The following is a 20,698-nucleotide window of genomic DNA, read 5'->3' on the forward strand; positions in this document are numbered from 1 at the left end:
CAGAACAAAAAAATGCCCCGGTTCTCATGATTTCTCATGACCGGGGCATTTTTCTTAGGTATAGTGCAGCAGAGATCCGCAGTACGCGCACTCTTTTTGCTCACCGTGCTGCAATTGCGTCTTGGAGCCGCAGCCGAAGCATTCGATCGTTTTGGGTGGTGGCGGTGGTTCTTTGGGCTGCTCTTGCGCAGTCTCAAGCGTGGCGGCAAGTCCGAGAAGATCGGCGGCGAGGTTAACCGTAAGGTTGTTCGTTGCCGAGAAGGATGCGGTTGGCTTCTGCCTGTTGGTCAGAATCACTTGACCGGTCGGCAGATGCACGTAAGCGTCAGGCAGACGGCCCAGCGCAGCCATGCGGGTCAACTCGTTGGTCACCGTCTCCACGTTCTGCTTGACCACTTCCGCCATGTAAGAGATGAGAGAAACTTCTTGCTCATAGATCATGAAGTGATACTGCTCCATGCGGTTCTCCAGCTCTTTTTTTAGAATGGAGGCTCTGCGGAAGTTGAGAAGGCTGGGGAGCAGGAAAATTAGACCAGTAGCTATTAAGCTAATGAACCTATCGTAGTTGGAGGTTGACTGAACAAACATTATAAGGAACATAAACAGAAACAGACTTAACAGCAGTCCTCCGTAAAATTGCTTATCCATAATCCTAAGATGCGTTAAGTTTCGATGCTTAACAGACCGGATAATCATCAAAACAATAGAAACTGGAAAAAAGAAAATCAAAGTCGCAATGATAATGCCGCCATGGATCGACGGCTTGTTGTCGGTTGCCACGCAGGTCCCCCCTTTATTTGAGCAGTTGCAGCTTCTGATTTCGATTGTTTAACGCGTTCACAATGTCGCGCACCAAGCGCCGGGTCATCGTAGGCGACGATGGATTGTCCTGGTCACGGAGCAACTCCCGTACGCATTTATGCAGCTCGCCGGCTTGCCACAGCAGGTCCTCCTCCAAATGAATGAGGGACGGATGTCCGACAGGATCACTGTATTTCACGTTTTCTTCAAGCTCGGCTACGATCCGATGAATGTCGGTCAGGTCCGTGCGCTCGAGGGCGGCCAAGTCCTGCTTGATTGCGAAAATGGTCGACTGGAGCTGCTTCATGAGCTGCGTTTGCGATCTGGTGTTACCTTCTTGCTGCTCGATAACGTTCTTCGCTGACGACATGATGGCGATGCCGATCCCGGCTAGGGCGGCGGTGATGAGGTGAAGATAGATATAGGTGGAAAGAGCAACTCCGATGACCAGCCAGAACAGCAGGATGTCCAGCAGGACGACGACACCGTACGCAATAATGACAATGCTGGAGCCGAGGTACGCAGGTACGATCATCTGAAATTTGCGGCTGTTACGCATGGCGGTCACGACGTAGCCGAATGCGGTCAACTCCACCAGGATCATGGCGGCTAGGGAGACAAGCCAGTGTCCCCACGGTGTCGTATCCTGCCGGAAAACCATAAACAACAGAAGCGTAACAAGAACAGATAAAATGAAAACAATCGACGCGTTACGGGAAGACCCGAACGAGTTCATGGCACTTCCTCCTTTTAGGACAGTTTATTTCCGCACTCTAGGCAAAACTTTTGTCCTGGCTGCACTTCTGTCTTGCATTGTCCACACTGCGGTAAACCTACATGCCCGCCGCATTCCGGGCAGAACTTGGCTCCCGGCGCTACGACATGTCCACATTGTGGACAAGGCAAGGACAGGGCGGTTCCGCATTTAACGCAGGCACGCGCATGCTGAGGATTATCGGCTTTGCACGTTGGGCAAGGACGGACGGCATCTCCGCAATGCGAGCAGAACTTGGAGTTCGGGTCAACCGGTTTGCCGCAATTGTCACAGGCTACTTTCTCTGCGATCGGCGCACTGGATTGAAGCGTGCTGCCGCAGCTGTAGCAGAATCGAGCGTCTGCTTTGTTGGCGGCTTGACACTTCGAGCACGCTCGCGTCTCATCTTGCACGGTTAGCTGATTGGTAAGCTGCGCTAGATTCTGACCGATCGGGCCGCCGATGCCGATGCCCATAGCAGCCCCGAGACCTGCGTCCATAATGGACGAGCCCACGCCATTCTTGGTCGCAGCGCCTTCCAACGTGTTGAACGTTCGTTCCTGCTGGTAGGTAAAGCCGAGAATGTCCATTTCCGCGCGTTTGGCCAAGGCGTCCTTCAGACGCTGTGTTACGTTGTCGTTGTCCGGAATATTAATCGAGACGACATTGAAATTGGCGAGCCGGATGCCATACTCCTCGAACACAGGGCCGATCGATTGCTCCATATGTTTGGAAATGTCTTCAACATAAGCGTTGATGTCCAGAATGCTGATTTTGTTATGTACCAAATAGCCGGAAATCAGCTTGTTCACGTTCATAAGCAGCACGCCGCTGAAATGCTTGACCAGGGTAGCCTGATCGAAGACCGGAAGCGTTCCGTTGATTTTGATCAGAAATTTGCGGGTATTCTCGATTTGCACACCGAATTGACCGAAAGCGCGCACCGATACCGGCAGTTGATACTTCGGATCTTGCAGCTGAATCGGCGACGGTGTCCCCCATTTGATGTCAAGTGTATGCGCCTTGTTTACAAACCATATTTCCGCTGTGTACGGAGATTTGCCGCCGAAAGGCAGGTTGATGATGGAGGATAATAAGGGAATGTTTTGCGACGATAGCGTATGGCGCCCTGGTCCGAACAGATCAAGCGCTTGACCGCCTTTGACAAAAAGCGCCTCCTGCGACTCGTTCACAATCAATTGGGTCCATGTCGAAAGCTCCTCGTTGGGATACTTCCATGCCAGAGCGAGTGGAGGTCCATTGTATTTGACAAGATCGATAATAGCCACGTGAACAGCTCCTTTCCTAGTGCTTTAAAACCAGATGAGTATAGTAAATATTACGCATGAATGCCTAATTTCGTTTCTTTACTTAATTCTCTAATCGACAAGATTTTCCTTTCTCGTTGTCAATTTTTCTGGGAAAGCAGGCGTAGGTTAGCTGAAAATAATGAGGTCGCAAAGCGCCCAGTTGCATTTGTTAGGGTGCCGTACAGTTATGCTCAAGAGCAGAACAAGAGTACGCTGGTGGGGCGATCTTCCGCCGCTAGGGGTCAAGACGTAAAAAAGTGGGGGTGGAGGGAGCCTTGACAATGAAGGGAGACAGACGATTTCAAGCAAGTTGAGCGATTTTGCGTGTCTACGAACTGGATAACCTCCAGTTTATTTGGCCTGAAGACGGCTCCTGCGGCGGCTGAACTGGAAAACCTCCAGCTCATTTCAGCAGTTTCGAGGGAATTGCCGCCGAAAAGGGCAAGTGTACGGGAAGAATTCCAGTTCAGCACCCCGGTTTAGTCGGAAATGCAACAATGTACGGGATAAATTCCAGTTCATTTGACGAGCGCCGGTGGGTACGGCTAATAAGGTGGCAGATTGTGAGCGAACTGTTTTTTTCTCAAATGAAAAGAAAAAGCCCCCATCATGAACGCTTCCCCGTTAGCGCGTGTCTAACTTGCAGGGGGCGTCACATGGTTGAGGGCTTTTGGTCGTGTCGCGAATTTACTTCAATGCAATCGTAGATAAACTGCCATTCGTTTTAAAATCCCGCGTAAACGCCACGCTCGCCGTCGCCGTCACCGTGCCGTCCGGTCCGGTGATCGTCACCGTCGGCGCGCTGGTATAGCCCGAGCCGGGGTTCGTGATCGTGACGCCGGTCACTTTACCATCGGTGACGGCTGGGGTTGCGGTCGCCAGGGTATGCTGCCAGAGGGCGCCGTCCCTGCCGTTATAGCGATAGAAGTTCGACACTTCGTCCAGTCGATCGTTGGTGATGCCGTACGGCGCGAGCACGCGCAGCAAGGCTGCTTTGTTCCGCTGCGCCTCCTCGGCCGTCGGCCCGCGGTCCAGCCCGGCCGGGGTGACGCCGCTGAAGGCTTCGCGGAACACCTCGTCCGGCACGCCGAGCGCGGCGGCGATCACCGCGATCGGGCGGCCATGGTCGCGCGGGTCGGTGTCGAACCCGCCGGCGATCGTGACCGTGTACGCGCCGTCCACGGTCGCGCTCACGGTGTCAGCGCTGCCCGCTTGCTGCGGCGCGTGGTCTGCCGGCGCACCCGGTACGGGCGCGTTCGCCGGCGGGCGCGGTGCGCCTTGCGCGGGCGCTTGCCCCGGAGCCTGGGCGCCTGCCGCAGGGCAGTCGCTGCCAGCCCCCGCTGCTTGCCCGGCGGGGCTGGGGCGGTTCCCTGGCGGCTTGGCTTTAGCCGGTGGCGGCGGCTGCGAAGCATCCGCTGCGGCTGGGGCAGCCGAAACCTCCTTGTTCGGCAGCACGGTTAGCAGCGTGCCTCCGGTTACGACAGTGGCCAGCAGGCCGGTGATGAGCATTTTTTTCATGGTTATCATCCTTTCGAAGGTAGTAGTGTTGTGCTTCTTGAGACCATCGTACCTGCGTTTGGTGAAAATACGGTGAAAGCGAGCGCGATATCGCCTATACTGGTTTCATAAAGATTGGAAACACGGTAACGGGTGAATGCCAGTTGAACAAGCGCGCACCTAAAGGCTGATTCTAGACACAAGCATGGAGGATCAGGATCTGAAATTGCCTTCGGAACGGGCATGGAGCCTGCAAAAAGGCGGAATTTTCCTCGTTCTCTCCTTGATTAGATGGGATTCCTGCGACTAGGCAGGCATTTTGGGTCAGCCTCCGCTTATAGAGCAAATTTGGCTGAAAAAACTGCTTTATCGCAGGAATTTTGTTGAGAACACCGCTTTTACGAAAAATTCCTGCTTATTTGCAGGAACAGAGATGATTCACCTCAATAGGAATCTAGGTAGCTACGGAAACGGGAGGGGCTTGCTCATGAAGATATTGCTGGCCGAGGACGACCTGCGGCTTGGCGAGCTGACGGCGCACATGCTGAAGCGAAAAACAGGCGGCGACGTTGACTGGGTGACGACGGGGAGCAGCGCGTTCGACTACGCGACCGCTTCCAGCTATGACGTCGTCGTGCTGGATTGGATGATGCCGGACGGCGATGGCCGGGAGACGTGCCTCAAGCTTCGCAAAGCGGGCTATCGCGGCGCGATCGTGATGCTGACGGCCAAAGATGCGCTGCAGGACCGGGTAGAGGGGCTAGACGCAGGGGCGGATGACTATGTGATCAAGCCGTTTGAGATGGACGAGCTGCTGGCTCGGCTGCGGGCGCTGATGCGCCGCAATTTTGCGCCGCTGCAGGATGATATTGTCACGATCGGCGATCTGGAGCTGCAGCGGACGAACCAGCAAGTCATGCAGGGCGGCCGAGAAGTGCAGCTGTCGCCGCGAGAGTTTCAGATTCTCGACCTGCTGGTTCAGAACCGCGGCCGCACGCTGTCGCGCGAGCTGATCCTCGACCGCATCTGGGGGCTGGACGCCGACGTCAACCTGAAAACCATTGACGCCATCGTGAAGCTGATTCGCAAGAAGCTGGCATTCTCCGAGGCGCAGGACCTGATCCAGAGCGTGAGAGGGGTAGGGTATAAAATCGATGCCTAACGCCAGCTTACCTAACGTGTTCGACCGCATGCAGCGCAAGCTGACGCTGCAGTACAGCGGGGTGATAATCGTATTCCTCACACTGTTCGTCATCATTGTCTATGCGCTGCTGTACCTGCTTATCTGGAACGATCAGCGCGCCCGCCTGACGAAGCTGGCGGACAGCGAGATCCGCATCCTGCAAGCCTGGGCGGATCAGGACAGCAACCCGAACCGGCTGCCGCCGCGCGAGATTGAGGACAAATTCTCCATCAGCGCCGATCAGTCGTTCTATTATTTGATCGCGGAGAGCGGCAATGTGCAGCTCGGCGACGAGACGCAGTCCGAGCTGCGCGCGCAGGTGATGGCGCTGATCGGGCAGGGGCATCTTCATGGGAAGTCGATGGAGAAGGTGACGCTGCAAACGTTCGATGACCCGAACGCGAGAGACACCTCCGTTGGCGGAAGCGCGAATTTTCTGGTCGTAGACCGGGACTTGCAGTGGCAGGGGAAGCGGATCGGCAAGCTATATGTAGGGAAAGAGGTGACGTTTCAGCACAATCTGTTCCGCTACTTGCTGGCAGTGCTGGTCGGCCTGGCACTGGCGTTCTTCGCGCTTGCCTTGTGGCTCAGCCACTATATGTCGCGCAAAGCAATCGTGCCGGTGGCCCATGCTTATCAGCGGCAGCGCGAATTCGTTGCGGACGCCTCACATGAGCTGCGCACGCCGCTCAGCGTGCTGACGACCTCGATGGAGGCGCTGGAGCTGGAGGAGCGCGATCCGTTCGAGCGGAAGGTGCTGGACGGGATGAAAGCGGAGGCCCGCGCGATGACAAAGCTGACGGGCGAGCTGCTGCAGCTCGCCCGCTCGGACTCTGGCGACGACCGGCTGGAGGTCGTGCGTTTCGACGCAACCGCAGCCGCGCTCAGCGTGGTCGAGAAGCTGCGCCCCATGGCGCAGGCGAAGTCGCTCGCGGTGGAGCTGGACGCGCCGGGCGAGCTCGCGATCGATTGGGATCGCGCGAAAATGACCCAGCTGCTCGTTCTGCTGTTGGAGAACGCGATCAAGTACACGCCCGAGGGCGGCCAGGTTGTCGTCCGGCTCGCGGCCATGCCGGAGAAAGGCGGACGCGTCCTGACGATTGAGGTGCAGGACAACGGTATAGGTATCGCGGCGGAGGCGCTGCCGCGTATTTTTGACCGCTTTTACCGTCAAGATAAGGCGAGGACACGTCAAAGCGGCGGGCACGGCCTTGGCCTGGCGATTGCAAAGCAGATTGTGGACCTGGGCCGGGGGACGATTCGGGTGAACAGCGAGGAGGGCGCGGGCAGCACGTTTCAGGTGCGGCTTCCCTTGCAAGCGTGACGTACTAAGGAGAGAACAGGAGGGCTCGTGATGAAGCCGACGACGATTTTAATTGCCGATGATGAGCCGGAGATTGCCGATCTGATTGCGCTGCATTTGGGCAAGGAGGGCTATCGCTGCATCAAGGCGGCGGATGGACGGGAGGCGGTGCAAGCGGTGCAGACGCACGCCATTGACTTGGCGATTCTGGACATTATGATGCCGCAGCTCGATGGCTACGAGGTGACTCGGCAAATTCGCGAGCGGCACCACCTGCCGATTATTTTCCTCAGCGCGAAAGCGTCCGATCTCGATAAAATTACGGGGCTCGTGCTGGGCGCCGACGATTATATGACGAAGCCGTTCAACCCGATGGAATTGGTTGCGCGGGTGAACGCCCAGCTGCGGCGGGCTCAACTGCTGAATCAGCCAGCGCCGGACGGCAGAGCGGTGATCGAAGCGGGCGGACTGATCATCGACCCTGAGCAGCGCAGCGTGAGGCGCTACGGCAAGCTGGTCGAGCTGACGCCGAAGGAGTTCGATATTTTGTACCTTTTGGCGGCGCATCCCAAGAAGGTGTTCAGTGCGGAGCATCTTTTTCAGGCGGTCTGGGGCGAAGCCTACTATGAGAACGGCAATACGGTGATGGTGCACATTCGCACGCTGCGCAAGAAGCTAGGGGAAGAGCTCGACAAGCAGAAGTGGATCAAAACCGTCTGGGGGGTCGGCTACACATTCAATGGCTAACATCATGCGAAGTTTCCGCTTCAAAATGCTGATGCTGCTCGGCCTGAGCATGGGGCTGTCCGGGACGCTGGTCTATCTGCTCTATAAAGCCTTGCAGATTTACTATGCGGGTGTGCGGCGAGAAGATTCGCTGGCGCGGGTGCGCAGGGCGATCTATGAATTCGGGGACTTGAACTTTTTCCTGCTGCTGTTCATTCCGCTTGCGATTATGTTTTTCTTCTTTCTAACCAAGCCCTATGCGGCGTATTTCCGGGAAATATCGACCGGCCTTCGCCGGCTGGCGCAAGGCGACTTCGCGCATCGGGTTCATCTTGAATCCAACGATGAGTTTCAGGCGATTGCTGCGGACATCAATATGGCCGGCGAGAATTTGCAGAAAGCGATGGAGCGGGGCGATTTCGCCGAAAGCAGCAAGGACCGGCTCGTTCTGAATCTCGCACACGATTTGCGCACCCCGCTGACATCCGTGCTTGGTTATCTCGATTTGCTGCTGCGTGACGAAGGGCTGACGCGGGAACAGGCTGTGCACTATACGACGATCGCTTTCACCAAATCAAAGCGTCTGGAGCGGCTCATTGACGAATTGTTTGAGATCACGCGGATGAATTATGGCAGGCTGGAGCTGGAGAAGCGGGAGCTTGATCTCAGCGAGCTGCTGGCGCAATTGCAAGAAGAGCTGTATCCGATGATGGAGAGCAGCGGGTTGGATGTGCGCCTGGAGCTTGCGTCGCAAGTGAAGATCGCGGCGGATGGGGAGCTGTTGGCGCGCGTGTTCGAGAATTTGCTGACCAATGCTTGCCGATACGGCCAGGATGGGCAATTCGTAGATATTCGCTGCTTTGTCGAGGCTGGGGAGGCTGTGGTGCAAATCGTCAACTATGGGGATGTGATTCCGCGGGAGGAGCTGCCGCGTTTGTTTGAGATGTTTTATATCGGCGACCGGGCTCGCTCACATCGGGAAGGGGGCACTGGCCTCGGTTTATTCATCGCGAAAAACATCGTTGAACAGCACGGCGGCACGATCTCGGCGCACAGCAGTGTGGCCTGCACGAGGTTTGAGGTGCGGCTGCCGCAGTAACCCGTTTAAGAGGTAGTTCAAAAAGTCGTCTTTTGATCACGAAGCAAGTCAGGAAGCGGATTCGACATCGAATCTTGCGTTCACCTTCGAAGTGCGGTGCTCATGTAGGTTTTGCCTTCTCGGTGCTGAAAACCCGACTTTTTGAACACGTATTTTGAAAACGTATTTTAAGAAAAATTTTAGATTTGACCCACTTCGGATTTAAACCGTTTTTCTTATCCTGATAGCAAGAAGTTCAGGGAGGAAATGACGATGAAGAAGTGGCTTTTTGTGCTTATTTTTGTGGGGCTGTTAGGCTATGGGGCTGCGAATTGGGGTTCGTCTGCACAGCCTTCGCTGTCGGTCGATCTTCAAGTTTCGGATCACCCGGCTTCCCTCGGCCCGACCAAGACCATTAAAGTGAAGAAGGAACAAATCTACCAGGGGAACCTGGTGCTCATTAATAAAACAAATCCTGTCCACGCGGCAGGCAAGAAGTCGGATGTCGTTAAGCTTTCTCAACAGCGGGATCAAGCTGCCAGCTACAGTCTGCTCGATAATACGATCCGGTTGTCGCAGAGTGTGCTGGGGCCCTTGCAGACGATGCTTGAAGCGGCCGAGCAGGAAGGGGTTCGCCATTTCATGATCACCAGCGGCTACCGGGACAACGAGGAGCAGGACAAGCTGTACCGCGAGATGGGCTCCGGTTACGCGCTGCCGGCCGGCTACAGTGAGCACAATCTGGGCCTTGGCCTCGATATTGGCTCGACGCAGGGCGAAATGAGCCGGGCCGCGGAGGGTAAATGGCTGACGCGCAATGCGGCGGCGTATGGCTTTATTTTACGCTATCCCAAAGATAAAACGGCCGTCACCGGCATTCAGTTTGAGCCTTGGCATTTTCGGTATGTCGGCTTGCCGCACAGCGTCGTGATGAAGGAGAAGAACATGGCACTGGAGGAGTATCTGGATTATCTGAAGGAGCAGAAGTCATACACGGTGAAAATCGGCGAACAAACCTATCAAGTATCCTACTATGAGGTTAAGGGCAACGCCTCCATTCCTGTGCCGGCGAACGGCCGCTACGAGCTGTCGGGCAACAATCGGGACGGCGTCATTGTGACGGCAGCGGTTGGCGGGTGAGAGGGAAGCGCCTGCGATTTATTCATTTTTGGAGAACATGTTTGGATGCTGTCCGCTTTCTTGGGGTAAATTAAACTTGGGCAACCAACCATCCATAACCAATTAAACTCAATGAGGGTCATGCTCGCTGCGGGCGTTTCCTAATTGAGTTTTTTTATCCTTGAAAGTGCGGCAACGCCGTTTATCTTGGGACATAACGGAAACTGTAAAAGGATTGTCACTTTTTAGCCGCTTCCAGGCACCTTCACTAAAATTTACAGGCTTTCAAATACGTTTTAACTATCATATAATAGTAGGTAATCTTATCTGTCCATCGGCGCGATGAACGGATGATCGGAAAAGCATGGTCAAATATTAGTGTAAGGATGGTAACTATGAGCAGCAGAGACAACCATACAGACGTTATCTTAATTGGTGCCGGCGTTATGAGTGCGACATTAGGATCGCTGTTGAAAGAATTGGTGCCGGATTGGAAAATCTCCGTATTTGAGAAGCTCCCGACCGCAGGGGAAGAAAGCTCCAACGAATGGAACAATGCGGGTACAGGGCATGCGGCCTTGTGCGAGCTGAATTACACGGAAGAGAAGCCTGACGGTTCCGTCGACATAAGCAAGGCGATTAAAATCAATGAGCAATTCCAAGCATCCAGACAGTTCTGGTCGTACCTTGTTGAGAAGAAACTGATTGAGAACCCGCAGGAGTTCATCATGCCACTGCCACATATGAGCATGGTTCAAGGGGAAAACAATGTGAAATTCCTCAAAAAACGGTTCGAGGCGATGACCAGCAATCCGCTGTTCCAAGGCATGGAATTCTCCGATGATCCGAAGAAATTGATGAAATGGATTCCGCTCATTATGGAAGGCCGGAAATCGAATGAACCGATCGCAGCGACCAAAATTGACACCGGTACGGATGTGAACTTTGGCGCTTTAACGCGACTCTTGTTTGACTACTTAGTGGAGAAAAATGTCAAAGTCAACTATATGCACAGCGTTGAAAACATTAAACGCACGAGAGACGGCCTGTGGCAGTTGAAAGTGCGCAACATGTACAACAATGTGGCGGAGTATCACACGGCCAAGTTCGTCTTTATCGGCGGCGGCGGCGGCAGCTTGCCTTTGCTGCAGAAATCCGGCATTCCGGAAGGCCGGAATATCGGCGGCTTCCCGGTCAGCGGGATCTTTATGGTATGTAACAACCCTGAAGTCGTGGAACAGCACAATGCCAAAGTGTACGGCAAAGCGCCGGTCGGCGCGCCGCCGATGTCCGTTCCGCACTTGGATACGCGTTACATCGACAACAAGAGATCGCTGCTCTTCGGACCTTTTGCCGGCTTCTCGCCGAAGTTCCTCAAGACTGGCTCGATGTTCGACTTGCTCGGCTCCGTGAAGCCGAACAACGTGGCGACGATGCTCGCGGCGGGCGCGAAGAACATGTCGCTGACGAAGTATTTGATCCAGCAAGTGATGCTGTCCAAAGAGAAACGGATGGAAGAGCTGCGCCAATTCGTGCCGAACGCGAAGAGCGAAGACTGGGATCTGGTCGTGGCGGGTCAGCGCGTGCAAGTCATCAAAGATACGGAGTCCGGCGGCAAAGGTACGCTGCAATTCGGTACGGAGGTCGTCAGCAATGCGGACGGCACGATTGCAGCCCTGCTCGGCGCTTCGCCAGGCGCTTCGACGGCGGTTTCTGTTATGCTCGAGCTGATGAGCAAATGCTTCCCTTCTCACATCAAGGAATGGGAGCCGAAAATCAAGGAAATGATTCCTTCCTACGGCCAGTCTCTCGTGAAGAATCCGGAGCTGATCAAGGAAATTCATGCATCTACCGCGCAGGCGCTCGGTCTGAACCGGGAACTGCAAACGGTGAACTAGTCCGTCACATCGCTGTGCCGATGAAGCGGCCTTCGTCCTCGAAGTTAGGGGACGGGGGCCGTTTTTGCTTTGCGGAAGGGGCGCTGCAACAAATCATGCAAATTTAATTTCATCTATGCTAACATTAAAGGTATCAACCAGCTTATATCAAAAGAGGGTAATCCGCCGTGCATTCGGAACTGACCGCCTATATCACACTTGCGTGTACATCGGGCGTACTGAACTTGTATCTCTGCCTCTACGTGCTAATCAAACGCCATCGGTATACGAATATCGCGAAGCTGTTTCTTGCCTATACGATCTGTATCGTTATCTATTGCTTTTCTTCGGCGCTCGGCTTGCTGTCCACGACGCTCCAGGAGCTCAAACTATGGACGGCCGTGCAGTATATCGGCATGCCATTTTCACCGCCGCTGGGCCTGCTGTTTGTCATGCATTATTTAGGCTTTCCTGTTACGAGAAGAAGGGTCATCTTGCTGCTGGCCATTCCCGTGATTAGTTTATGTATGGTCGCGACCAACGACTGGCATCATCTGCACTACCGCGTATTCGAAATCGACCCGATCCTGGGCGCGCCTTACGTTCATCAGGAGATCGGCGTCTGGTATATGATTCATGGCGTGTTTACGTTCGGCAGCATGTTCCTCGCCTTCTGGCTGGTGATCTTCCAGTGGCGGGAAACGGCGAAGACGTATCGCCCGCAGCTGATCGCGCTGATGTTCGGGCAGCTGGTGCCGATTGTTACCGCGTTTGTCTATCTGATCGGGCTGACGCCGCCCGGTGTGGATCCCGTGCCGATGGTGCTCTGGATTTCTTCGCTTCTCTACGTATGGTCGATTAACTCCTCGCGCTTGTTCACGCTGATGCCGATTGCGAAGGATGCGATTTTCCAGAGCATCAATGACGGTGTGCTGGTCCTCGATGAGTTCAACCGGATCATTGAGTTTAATCGCGCCTGCCAGCGGATGCTGCCCCGCCTGCACAAAAGGCAGCTGGGACAGCAATTCGCGGAGGCATGGCCGAGGCTGGCCGGGGGCCAGTTCCCGTTTCCGCTCAAGGCGGAAGCGCAGAGCTTGGAATTGCAGCTTGCTGCCGAGGGGCGGCCGGACGCCACGTATCAGGTGCGGATCACGCCTCTCGAGCATGCGAAACAAGGCAAGGGCTTGCTGCTGATTTTTACTGATATTACGGAGCTGAAAAGGCTGCAGCGGCAGCTGGAACACCACGCGTATTACGATGAGTTGACCCGGGTTCCGAACCGCCGCGCGTTCTTTCAGCAGGGCACGATGACGCTTGAGGAAAGCAGACAAGCCGGTGGGCCGTTTACGGTTGTGCTGATGGATGTCGATTATTTCAAAAGAGTCAACGACACCTACGGCCACCATGTCGGCGACCAGGTGCTTATGCACGTGGCGTACCTGTGCCAGCAGGAGCTGCAAGCCGGCGAGCTGTTCGCCCGGTATGGCGGCGAGGAGTTCGTGCTTGCCCTGAAAGGGCGCACATTGCAAGAGGGAGAGGCGGTGGCGAACCGCCTGCGGACCTGTGTCGCGTCCGAGCCGCTCATGACGAACGAGGGCGCGATCGCGGTGACGCTCAGCCTCGGTGTGGCCGAAGCGGCGGTGGGGCCGGAAGAAACCATGTCGCAGCTGCTGAACAAGGCGGATCAGGCGCTGTACGCAGCAAAGCAGGCTGGGCGAAACCGGGTGTGCGTGTATGCGGAGGCAGAACAGCCTGTGAAATAAAAATCGGGCTAAGCTGCTGTTGTCGATTTATGCAAAAAATCGTCTATTTATGTCTAAAGTCCTATGATATGATGGAAGTAATCAGCCATTATTTGGAGGGACATCATGAAACGGTTCGGCAATTATGCGGTATTCCTGCTTTTAACTCTGTTCTTCGGCACGTTCGCCACGCTGGTGCCTGCTGCTTCGGCTTCGGTTGCGAGCGGTCGAGCTTCCGTAAATGTGACGGTGAGCAGCTCGTATGGGTACCAGCTATCTAGTTCCAGCGTCACACTGACATCGCAGGCACTTTCTTTTCCGATTACCTTGCGAACGAATGCTTCGGGGAAAGCCAATATTCCCAATTTGCCGGTTGGTGATTATGCACTAACTGCATCGGCTAGTGGGCATACAGCAAGTCAACCGGTCAATGTAACACTGGCAGCGGGACAGACTTTCGACTACACATTTACGCTTGTCGGTGACGATGCCGCCATGGGGCTTGGCTTTTTCAACCCCAACAATTACTCGCAGGATGCGACTCAGTTTCAAGGTACCGTATCCTGGTCAACCTACGGTCCGATTCCGCTGCATTCCGAAATGCAGCTGCAATTTCTGGATGCCCAGAACGGGCAGGTAGGCGCGGTGATCGCTTCTATGTATACGAGCAGCAATACGAATAATTATTCCACTGACGTGTCTGCAATGGCAATTCCTTCAGGCGCCACGCGGATCGGCGTCGCGCTGCTGAATGAGAGCGGGAATGTCATCGCGACGCAAACCGCTCCGATTTGGAATTTTGGACGGCACAGCGCGACTGCCTTCAAATTTCTGGACACGGATCCGATCGGCGGGGGCATTCATGCTGTCGTGACTTGGTCGGGTGCGCCGAATGAAGCTTTTCTGGCGGGGTACAAGCTATTTTATTGGGTCAAGGGCGAAAGTATATGGAGCTACTGGGACAGCGTAGCGAAGCAGGAACCGGGGACAGGGACAGCGGGGACGTACGCGTATGCCTTTGATACACTCCCCGATAAGACGATCGCAATCCTAATTGGCAGCGTCAACGGCAACGGGGAAGAGATCAACTCCTATCCGACGGTTTCCGTTATCGATAATCGATTGGGTGATGTCAATCTGGATGTGGATTATCCGGGTAGTCTGCCGGCGCCGGCCAATATTCAGGACAACATGTATTCACTGGTGCCTGGCACCGTTTCCGGCCAGTTTAACTTCACGGTGCCTGCGAATCACAGCCAGATTAATGGCTACAATCTTTATTTTGTCGATGCGGCGGGGAGGAAACTGCAAGCCATCGGCAGGATCGATGTCCCGGATTCGCATATGCAGGAAATTTATAATTTCAATGACAACCAGCCCATTCCTTGCGGCGCCGCCCAGTTTGCGCTCTATTCTTATGGAGTGGACGGCGAAGACACCTTTGAGAGCGAACCGGTTTTGTTCCCGATCCGAACGTTGAACGGTGTGCCAAGTACGGCGGGTTGCGTACATTTTGTGGATCTGGATGCGCAGGAGAATCTTCTGCACGGTCTTCTAACCTGGCAGCCGGCAACGAGTACGGCGGGGTATAGCAGCTACCAGATCGATTTCCTCGATAGCGCGCAGCACTTTGTAAGCAATATCGGTGAAGTGCCGACAGGTGCAGAGGCGACCTTTGCTGTGCCACGCGGGTTGGGGATTCCGAGCGGCGCTGCGCAAATCGGTGTTCGACTCAAGGATAGTCAGGGGCACACTTCCGACTATTTGACGGCGTTCCCGATTATGGACAATCAGTCCGATGAGCAAGTAAGAACGGCCGTTAGAGAGGCCTATTTCCCAGGTGCCTACCCGATTGGCTTGACCGCGATTACAGGCGTTCTGCTCCAACCGGGCGGCGCTGCTGCTTATGATCGGATGGATGCCGAGCTGCTGCTGACGCTCATTGATTCGACGTTAGGCCCGAGGTAAACGTAAGCTGCGTGAGCGTCTCTATCCCAGTGGGATAGGGACGTTTTTGCGTGCGTGGGGAGATAGTAGCAGCGATTTCTGTTGACACTTTGCATACAAATGTATACAGTGAAACGTATACAAACGTATGCAAAAAGGAGTTGTGTGCATGAAAGAATTTGAAGGCCGGATGAAAGGCGACAAGCATCGGGAGCGCGAGCGGGGCGGCGGCCATAAAGGGCGCCATCATCATCACGGGGCACAGACGTTCCGCCGAGGCCGGGCGTTGGAATTTCTGGAGCGGCTGAACGTAAGCCGGACGACGCTCAGGCAGCAGCTTGAATCGACGGATTTTCAAGAGATTCGGCCCATGCTGCTCGGGGAACTGAAAGCGCTCGAGACGGTCATCGACCAGTTTACGAAGCATTTTGAAATCCGTGAGTTCGAGGAGACCGAAGAGCAAGCTGAGGCAGAGGAAGGACGCGAGTAGCCATGTGGGGATTACGTGCTTATATCAAGCCTTACTGGAAATTCGTTGTGCTGGGCCCGCTTTTTATGATCTTCGAAGTGTTCTTTGATCTGCTCCAGCCAAGGCTGGCCGCTCATATTGTGAACTTCGGGGTGGTGCTGCGGGACTATAGTGTCATTGAACGTACGGGGATCGTGATGTTCGCGGTGACGCTGCTTTCGCTGATTACGGGCGTGGGCTGCAACTTGTTTGCCAGCCGGGCTTCTCAGAATCTGGGTGCCGACATTCGTGAGGCGCTTTTCACCAAAATTCAAACGTTCTCCTTCGAGAACATGGATAAGTTCCAAGCGGGATCGCTGATTACGCGTATGACGAATGACGTCGTCCAGGTGCAGAACCTGATGCAAATTATGCTCCAGGGCCTTGTCCGGGCGCCGAGCTTGCTGATCGGCAGTGTCGTCATGGCGCTGCTGATGAATGTGAAGCTGGGGTTGATTTTGCTGGGGACGCTCATCGTCTTAATTGCTGTGTTGGCGGTGCTGATCCGGTACTCCTCGCCGCTATTCGCCGGTGTGCAAGCGAAGCTGGACGCGGTGAATACGCGGATTCAGGAAAATTTGGCGGGTATTCGGGTCGTCAAAGCGTTCGTTCGCTCGGACTACGAAACGAAGCGCTTCCGCGAGGTGAACCAAGAATACACGCACACTTCGATCAAGGCGGCGCGGTTCATCGCGCTGAACTCGCCGATCGTGACGCTGATCATGAATGCGTGTCTGGTCGTTATTTTGCTCTATGGCGGCAATCTGGTATGGGGCAGCACGGTTCAGGTTGGGGATCTGGTCGCGTTTGTGAATTACGTTGTGCAAGTCCTGTGGTCTCTGCTCATGGTAAGTGGGCTGCTCATGAACGTGTCGCAGGCGAATGTGTCTGCACGGCGCATTCAGGAAGTGCTTCTGACGAAGCCGCGGATCGCCAGCGAAGGCATGGCCGTCGAAAATGCCGCCGCGATTCCGGCGGAGCACGTGAAGTTCCAGGACGTCGCGTTCGCCTATGCCGGCTCGCAGGACGACCGAAGCCTGGTGCTGCGGGACATCTGCCTGGAAGCGCGGCGCGGGGAAACCGTCGCCATTATCGGGGCGACCGGGTCCGGCAAATCCACGCTCGTGCAGCTGCTGCCGAGACTGTATGATGTGACCTCCGGCTCTATCGCGATCGATGGCCGGGATCTTCGCGATCTGCCGCTTGCTGCGCTTCGAAGCAGCATCGGCATGATCATGCAGGAATCGTTCCTGTTCACAGGTACGATTCGCGACAACATCGCGTTCGGCAAGCCGGACGCGACGCAGGAAGAGATTGAGGCGGCCGCAGCGGCTGCGCAGGCGCACGATTTTATCGCGAAGCTGCCGGAGGGCTATGACACGCTGCTCGGGCAGAAGGGCGTCAATCTATCCGGCGGGCAAAAGCAGCGGATTTCCATCGCGCGGGCGCTGCTCGTGAAGCCGTCCATTTTGATTATGGACGACAGTACGAGCGCGCTCGATCTGGCTACCGAGCAGCGGCTTCGAGTGGCGCTGAACGCACTGACGCAAGACAGCATCACCTTCCTGATCGCACAGCGGATTTCATCGGTGATGGCCGCGCAGAACATCATCGTCCTCGACGAGGGCGTCATCGCCGGCAGCGGCACGCATGAAGAGCTGCTCGCGACTTGTGAGGTATATCGAGACATTTATCGCTCGCAATATGGCAGAGAGGAGGCGCCGTATGTCTACCGACCATCGATCCAGTCCGTCACAGGCGAATAAAGCGCAGGCTCATTTTGACCAGATGGGCTTCCGTCCTGGGCAAGGGCCGCATCACGGAGCCGTGCCGAAGGTTAGGTCCAAAAACACCAAGGAGACGCTGCTGCGAATCTGGGGCTATCTGAAGCAGCAGCGGCAGGCGCTTGTCATTGTGATCGTGTGCACGGCGCTAACGTCCGGCTTATCGCTGTTAGGCCCTTATTTGATCGGCAAAATCATCGACAATCACATTATGCCGCACCGCATGGATGGACTCCTGCAGATGGGATGGCTGCTTTTCGGCGTGTACGTGCTAGGCGCTGTGTTCACCTGGATTCAGCAGTATGTGGCCTCAAGCTTATCCCAGCACACCGTGCGGGACATGCGCGAGGACTTATTTGAGCAGTACCAGCGGCTGCCGGTCCAGTTCTTCGACCAGCGGCGCCATGGCGAGCTGATGAGCCGGGCGACGAACGATATCACGAACGTCTCCAATACGCTGAATCAGACGGTCGTGCAGATCATCTCCAGCGTGCTGATGCTGGTCGGCAGCTTGGCGATGATGCTGAGCTTAAGCCTCTGGATGACGCTGGTTACCATTTTAACGGTGCCGATTATCGCCTTTTTGACGAAAAAGATTACCAAATACACCCGCCAATATTTCACGACGCAGCAGAAGCAGTTGGGGGACGTGAACGGCTTTGTGCAGGAGAACATTTCAGGCCTCAAAGTGGTCAAAGTGTTCGGCAGGGAGGCGGGGTCCGTCGAGCAATTTCGCGAGATGAATGAAAAGCTGCGAACCATCGGCATCAAGGCCCAAAGCCTCTCGGGCTCGATGGGACCGCTGATGAATGCGATGCGCAACTTGAGCTTCGTGGTGATCGCGGTGTTCGGGGGGATTTTCGCCTATCATGAGGTCATTACGATTGGTATTATCGTCAGCTTTCTGAACTATGCCAACCAATTCAGTCAGCCGATCAACCAGCTCGCTAACCAATACAATCTGTTTCAATCTGCCGTTGCGGGCGCGGAGCGTGTGTTTGAAGTGCTCGATCTGGAGCCGGAGACGTTCGGTGAGAAGGGAAGCGCTGAGGCGCCGTCTATCCGGGGCGAAGTCGTCTTCGATCAGGTCAACTTCGGCTACACGCCTGACGTGGCGGTGCTCAAAAATGTGTCGCTCCAGGCGAAGCCCGGCCAAACGATTGCGCTGGTCGGCCCGACGGGGGCGGGAAAGACGACGATTATCAATTTGCTGACGCGATTCTATGACATCCAGTCCGGGTGCATCCTGATTGACGGCGAGGAGATTCAGACGATGAACAAGTCGGCGTTGAGGCGGCAAATCGGGCTGGTCCTGCAGGACGCGTATGTGTTCTCCGGTACGATCCGCGATAACATTCGCTACGGCCGGTTGAACGCGACGGATCAAGAGGTCGAGAAGGCGGCCTGGCTCGCCAATGCGGATAGCTTTATCCGTAAGCTGCCGAGCGGTTACGATACGTATCTAAGCGCCGAGGGCGGCAACTTGAGCCAGGGGCAGCGGCAGCTGTTAACCATCGCGCGTGCGGTGCTGGCCGATCCGTCCATCCTTATTCTGGATGAGGCGACGAGCAGCGTGGACACACGGACTGAGCTTCATATCCAGGAAGCAATGAAGACGCTCATGCAAGGTCGAACGAGCTTCGTCATCGCACATAGGCTGAGCACAATCCGGGAGGCGGACATGATTCTAGTCATTCAGGACGGCCGGATTACGGAGCAGGGGTCGCACGACGAGCTGGTGAAGCAGAATGGCTTCTACGCGGCTTTGGTTCAGCACCAATATGTGCAGGGAGAGGTCGGTTAATTCATTGAACTTTGATCGGTATATTGGGATTGATTATTCAGGACGGGGCGAGCCGTACGAGCGAACGGCCGGTATTCAAGTTGTGGAGATCGACCGGGAGGGAAGCGTTCAACGGATGTCACCTGCTGGGAGACAGCACATCCTCACCCGAATGCGACGGCGCTCCGAATCAAAGAGAAGTATACATCTTCCCCCTGTAACTTCGAGCAGTTGGCCTGGACCGCCTTGTACTCAACGCATGCGGGCTTGCCCTGGATTCACGAGTTCGCCGTGCGGCACTAGGTAACCGTCCTGGTGTATAACGACTAGTTGCACAAAGGCCCACGCATATTTGTCGCTACATACGAAAAGATGATTCAGAAATTATATATAACATGGGCGATGGAGAAACCGAGTGGACGCGGGTTCTACGAAGAATCTCTACGTTTTAGCGAGCAGGGATACGTGGACCGGCGCATCCTGATTGAGCACGAGATTGCGGAAATGAAGCTGATAGCCGAGCGCTATATCGTTAACCTTGACAAAATTGAAGTACGCACCGCCGCTACGAATTTGTAATGTGCCCGAGGAACATCGAAACATAGTGATTACAGAAATTTATTAGTCTTGACGAAGTGGTAGAATACTTTAATAAATACTAGAAAGCTGACGTTTTGGAGAGGGAATCGATCGGTGAACGGCGTTGAAACTTCATAGACATTTGCCCCGACCGTCGTTGTTCCGTGATCCTGCGCAATTCGTATAATAGCAGCTTCTAATAGAGGTAGACATGGATATGGCTGACATATTGCACTACTATGAAATGAGTCTGATCGACAAACATTTTATGGGTACGACGACAAGGAAGAGAAACAGAAACTTAGTATACCCAGGACGGCTACTTGGATTCGGTAACAAATACCCCTTCTGACGACGATAAAACGAAAAAGAGCCGAACTCAGCGTCGGTTCTTTCGTTTTATACGCTGCTTCCCGGGGAACAGGTAGCCGTTCTTGTCAAAACCCTACACATCATTTTACCTTACCCCATATTTCGATTGATGTCTCCAAGATTGTTAAGATAATTGGAAATAGTTATCCCTCCTACTACGACCACTATAACAATTACTACTATTATAAAAATAAGTTTTTTTCTCATTGTATCTCCCTCTCCATTTGCTTTATAGAATAGTTGTATATCTCTCAGATTAATGTGCATAGCTTTATAAAAAATACATTATAACATAATAAAGAGTTGATTTTTACTTGTAGTTGTATATTTGTATA

The 20,698-nt window shown here is 54.6% G+C and carries 17 protein-coding genes; 13 read left to right on the forward strand and 4 right to left on the reverse strand.

Features of this window, described 5'->3' with window-relative positions; genetic code table 11:
- Positions 1 to 54: 54 nt before the first annotated feature.
- The 4 genes from ABE504_RS27020 to ABE504_RS27035 all read right to left on the reverse strand — a co-directional run bounded on the left by ABE504_RS27020 (position 55) and on the right by ABE504_RS27035 (position 3,939).
- Positions 55 to 780 carry a hypothetical protein gene (locus ABE504_RS27020; RefSeq protein WP_430094858.1) on the reverse strand — a complete coding sequence of 242 codons (726 nt, stop codon included), beginning with the start codon at positions 778 to 780 and terminating at the stop codon, positions 55 to 57.
- A gap of 13 nt (positions 781 to 793) precedes the next feature.
- Positions 794 to 1,537: a hypothetical protein gene (locus tag ABE504_RS27025; protein WP_430094860.1), complete on the reverse strand. Its 744-nt coding sequence runs from the start codon at positions 1,535 to 1,537 to the stop codon at positions 794 to 796.
- 14 nt (positions 1,538 to 1,551) lie between these two features.
- Positions 1,552 to 2,844 (reverse strand): SPFH domain-containing protein, encoded by a 1,293-nt coding sequence (locus tag ABE504_RS27030; RefSeq protein WP_430094862.1) that lies wholly within the window; start codon positions 2,842 to 2,844, stop codon positions 1,552 to 1,554.
- Positions 2,845 to 3,552: 708 nt separating this feature from the next.
- Positions 3,553 to 3,939, reverse strand: a complete 387-nt coding sequence (locus ABE504_RS27035) for a hypothetical protein (RefSeq protein WP_430094864.1) — start codon at positions 3,937 to 3,939, stop codon at positions 3,553 to 3,555.
- A 64-nt stretch (positions 3,940 to 4,003) separates the two neighbouring features.
- Between ABE504_RS27035 and ABE504_RS27040 the strand changes: the two genes are divergently transcribed.
- The 13 genes from ABE504_RS27040 to ABE504_RS27100 all read left to right on the forward strand — a co-directional run bounded on the left by ABE504_RS27040 (position 4,004) and on the right by ABE504_RS27100 (position 19,991).
- The gene (locus ABE504_RS27040) at positions 4,004 to 4,459 is read left to right on the forward strand and encodes a hypothetical protein (protein ID WP_430094866.1); all 456 of its coding nucleotides are present in this window, start codon (positions 4,004 to 4,006) and stop codon (positions 4,457 to 4,459) included.
- A gap of 390 nt (positions 4,460 to 4,849) precedes the next feature.
- Complete coding sequence (locus tag ABE504_RS27045; RefSeq protein WP_430094868.1) at positions 4,850 to 5,524, forward strand: response regulator transcription factor; 675 nt, start codon at positions 4,850 to 4,852, stop codon at positions 5,522 to 5,524.
- Entirely contained in the window at positions 5,517 to 6,869 is a 1,353-nt protein-coding gene (locus ABE504_RS27050) for a sensor histidine kinase (protein WP_430094869.1), read from the forward strand. Before ABE504_RS27045 ends, ABE504_RS27050 begins: the two co-directional genes overlap by 8 nt.
- A gap of 30 nt (positions 6,870 to 6,899) precedes the next feature.
- Complete coding sequence (locus ABE504_RS27055) at positions 6,900 to 7,595, forward strand: response regulator transcription factor (RefSeq protein ID WP_430094871.1); 696 nt, start codon at positions 6,900 to 6,902, stop codon at positions 7,593 to 7,595.
- Positions 7,588 to 8,673 (forward strand): ATP-binding protein, encoded by a 1,086-nt coding sequence (locus ABE504_RS27060; protein WP_430094873.1) that lies wholly within the window; start codon positions 7,588 to 7,590, stop codon positions 8,671 to 8,673. Before ABE504_RS27055 ends, ABE504_RS27060 begins: the two co-directional genes overlap by 8 nt.
- A gap of 252 nt (positions 8,674 to 8,925) precedes the next feature.
- Positions 8,926 to 9,792 (forward strand): M15 family metallopeptidase, encoded by an 867-nt coding sequence (locus ABE504_RS27065; protein ID WP_430094875.1) that lies wholly within the window; start codon positions 8,926 to 8,928, stop codon positions 9,790 to 9,792.
- A 329-nt stretch (positions 9,793 to 10,121) separates the two neighbouring features.
- Entirely contained in the window at positions 10,122 to 11,669 is a 1,548-nt protein-coding gene (locus ABE504_RS27070) for a malate:quinone oxidoreductase (protein ID WP_430094877.1), read from the forward strand.
- Between the two features lie 167 nt (positions 11,670 to 11,836).
- The gene (locus ABE504_RS27075; protein ID WP_430094879.1) at positions 11,837 to 13,411 is read left to right on the forward strand and encodes a histidine kinase N-terminal 7TM domain-containing diguanylate cyclase; all 1,575 of its coding nucleotides are present in this window, start codon (positions 11,837 to 11,839) and stop codon (positions 13,409 to 13,411) included.
- 105 nt (positions 13,412 to 13,516) lie between these two features.
- Positions 13,517 to 15,358, forward strand: a complete 1,842-nt coding sequence (locus ABE504_RS27080; RefSeq protein ID WP_430094881.1) for a carboxypeptidase-like regulatory domain-containing protein — start codon at positions 13,517 to 13,519, stop codon at positions 15,356 to 15,358.
- A gap of 148 nt (positions 15,359 to 15,506) precedes the next feature.
- Complete coding sequence (locus ABE504_RS27085; protein WP_430094883.1) at positions 15,507 to 15,827, forward strand: hypothetical protein; 321 nt, start codon at positions 15,507 to 15,509, stop codon at positions 15,825 to 15,827.
- Between the two features lie 2 nt (positions 15,828 to 15,829).
- Positions 15,830 to 17,611, forward strand: a complete 1,782-nt coding sequence (locus tag ABE504_RS27090) for an ABC transporter ATP-binding protein (protein WP_430094885.1) — start codon at positions 15,830 to 15,832, stop codon at positions 17,609 to 17,611.
- Positions 17,571 to 19,433, forward strand: a complete 1,863-nt coding sequence (locus ABE504_RS27095; protein ID WP_430094887.1) for an ABC transporter ATP-binding protein — start codon at positions 17,571 to 17,573, stop codon at positions 19,431 to 19,433. The genes ABE504_RS27090 and ABE504_RS27095 overlap by 41 nt, the downstream gene beginning before the upstream one ends.
- Before the next feature lie 351 nt (positions 19,434 to 19,784).
- Positions 19,785 to 19,991, forward strand: a complete 207-nt coding sequence (locus ABE504_RS27100) for a hypothetical protein (protein ID WP_430094889.1) — start codon at positions 19,785 to 19,787, stop codon at positions 19,989 to 19,991.
- Positions 19,992 to 20,698: the final 707 nt, after the last annotated feature.

Source organism: Paenibacillus oryzisoli, from assembly GCF_050467285.1.
GTDB lineage: Bacteria > Bacillota > Bacilli > Paenibacillales > NBRC-103111 > Paenibacillus_E > Paenibacillus_E oryzisoli_A.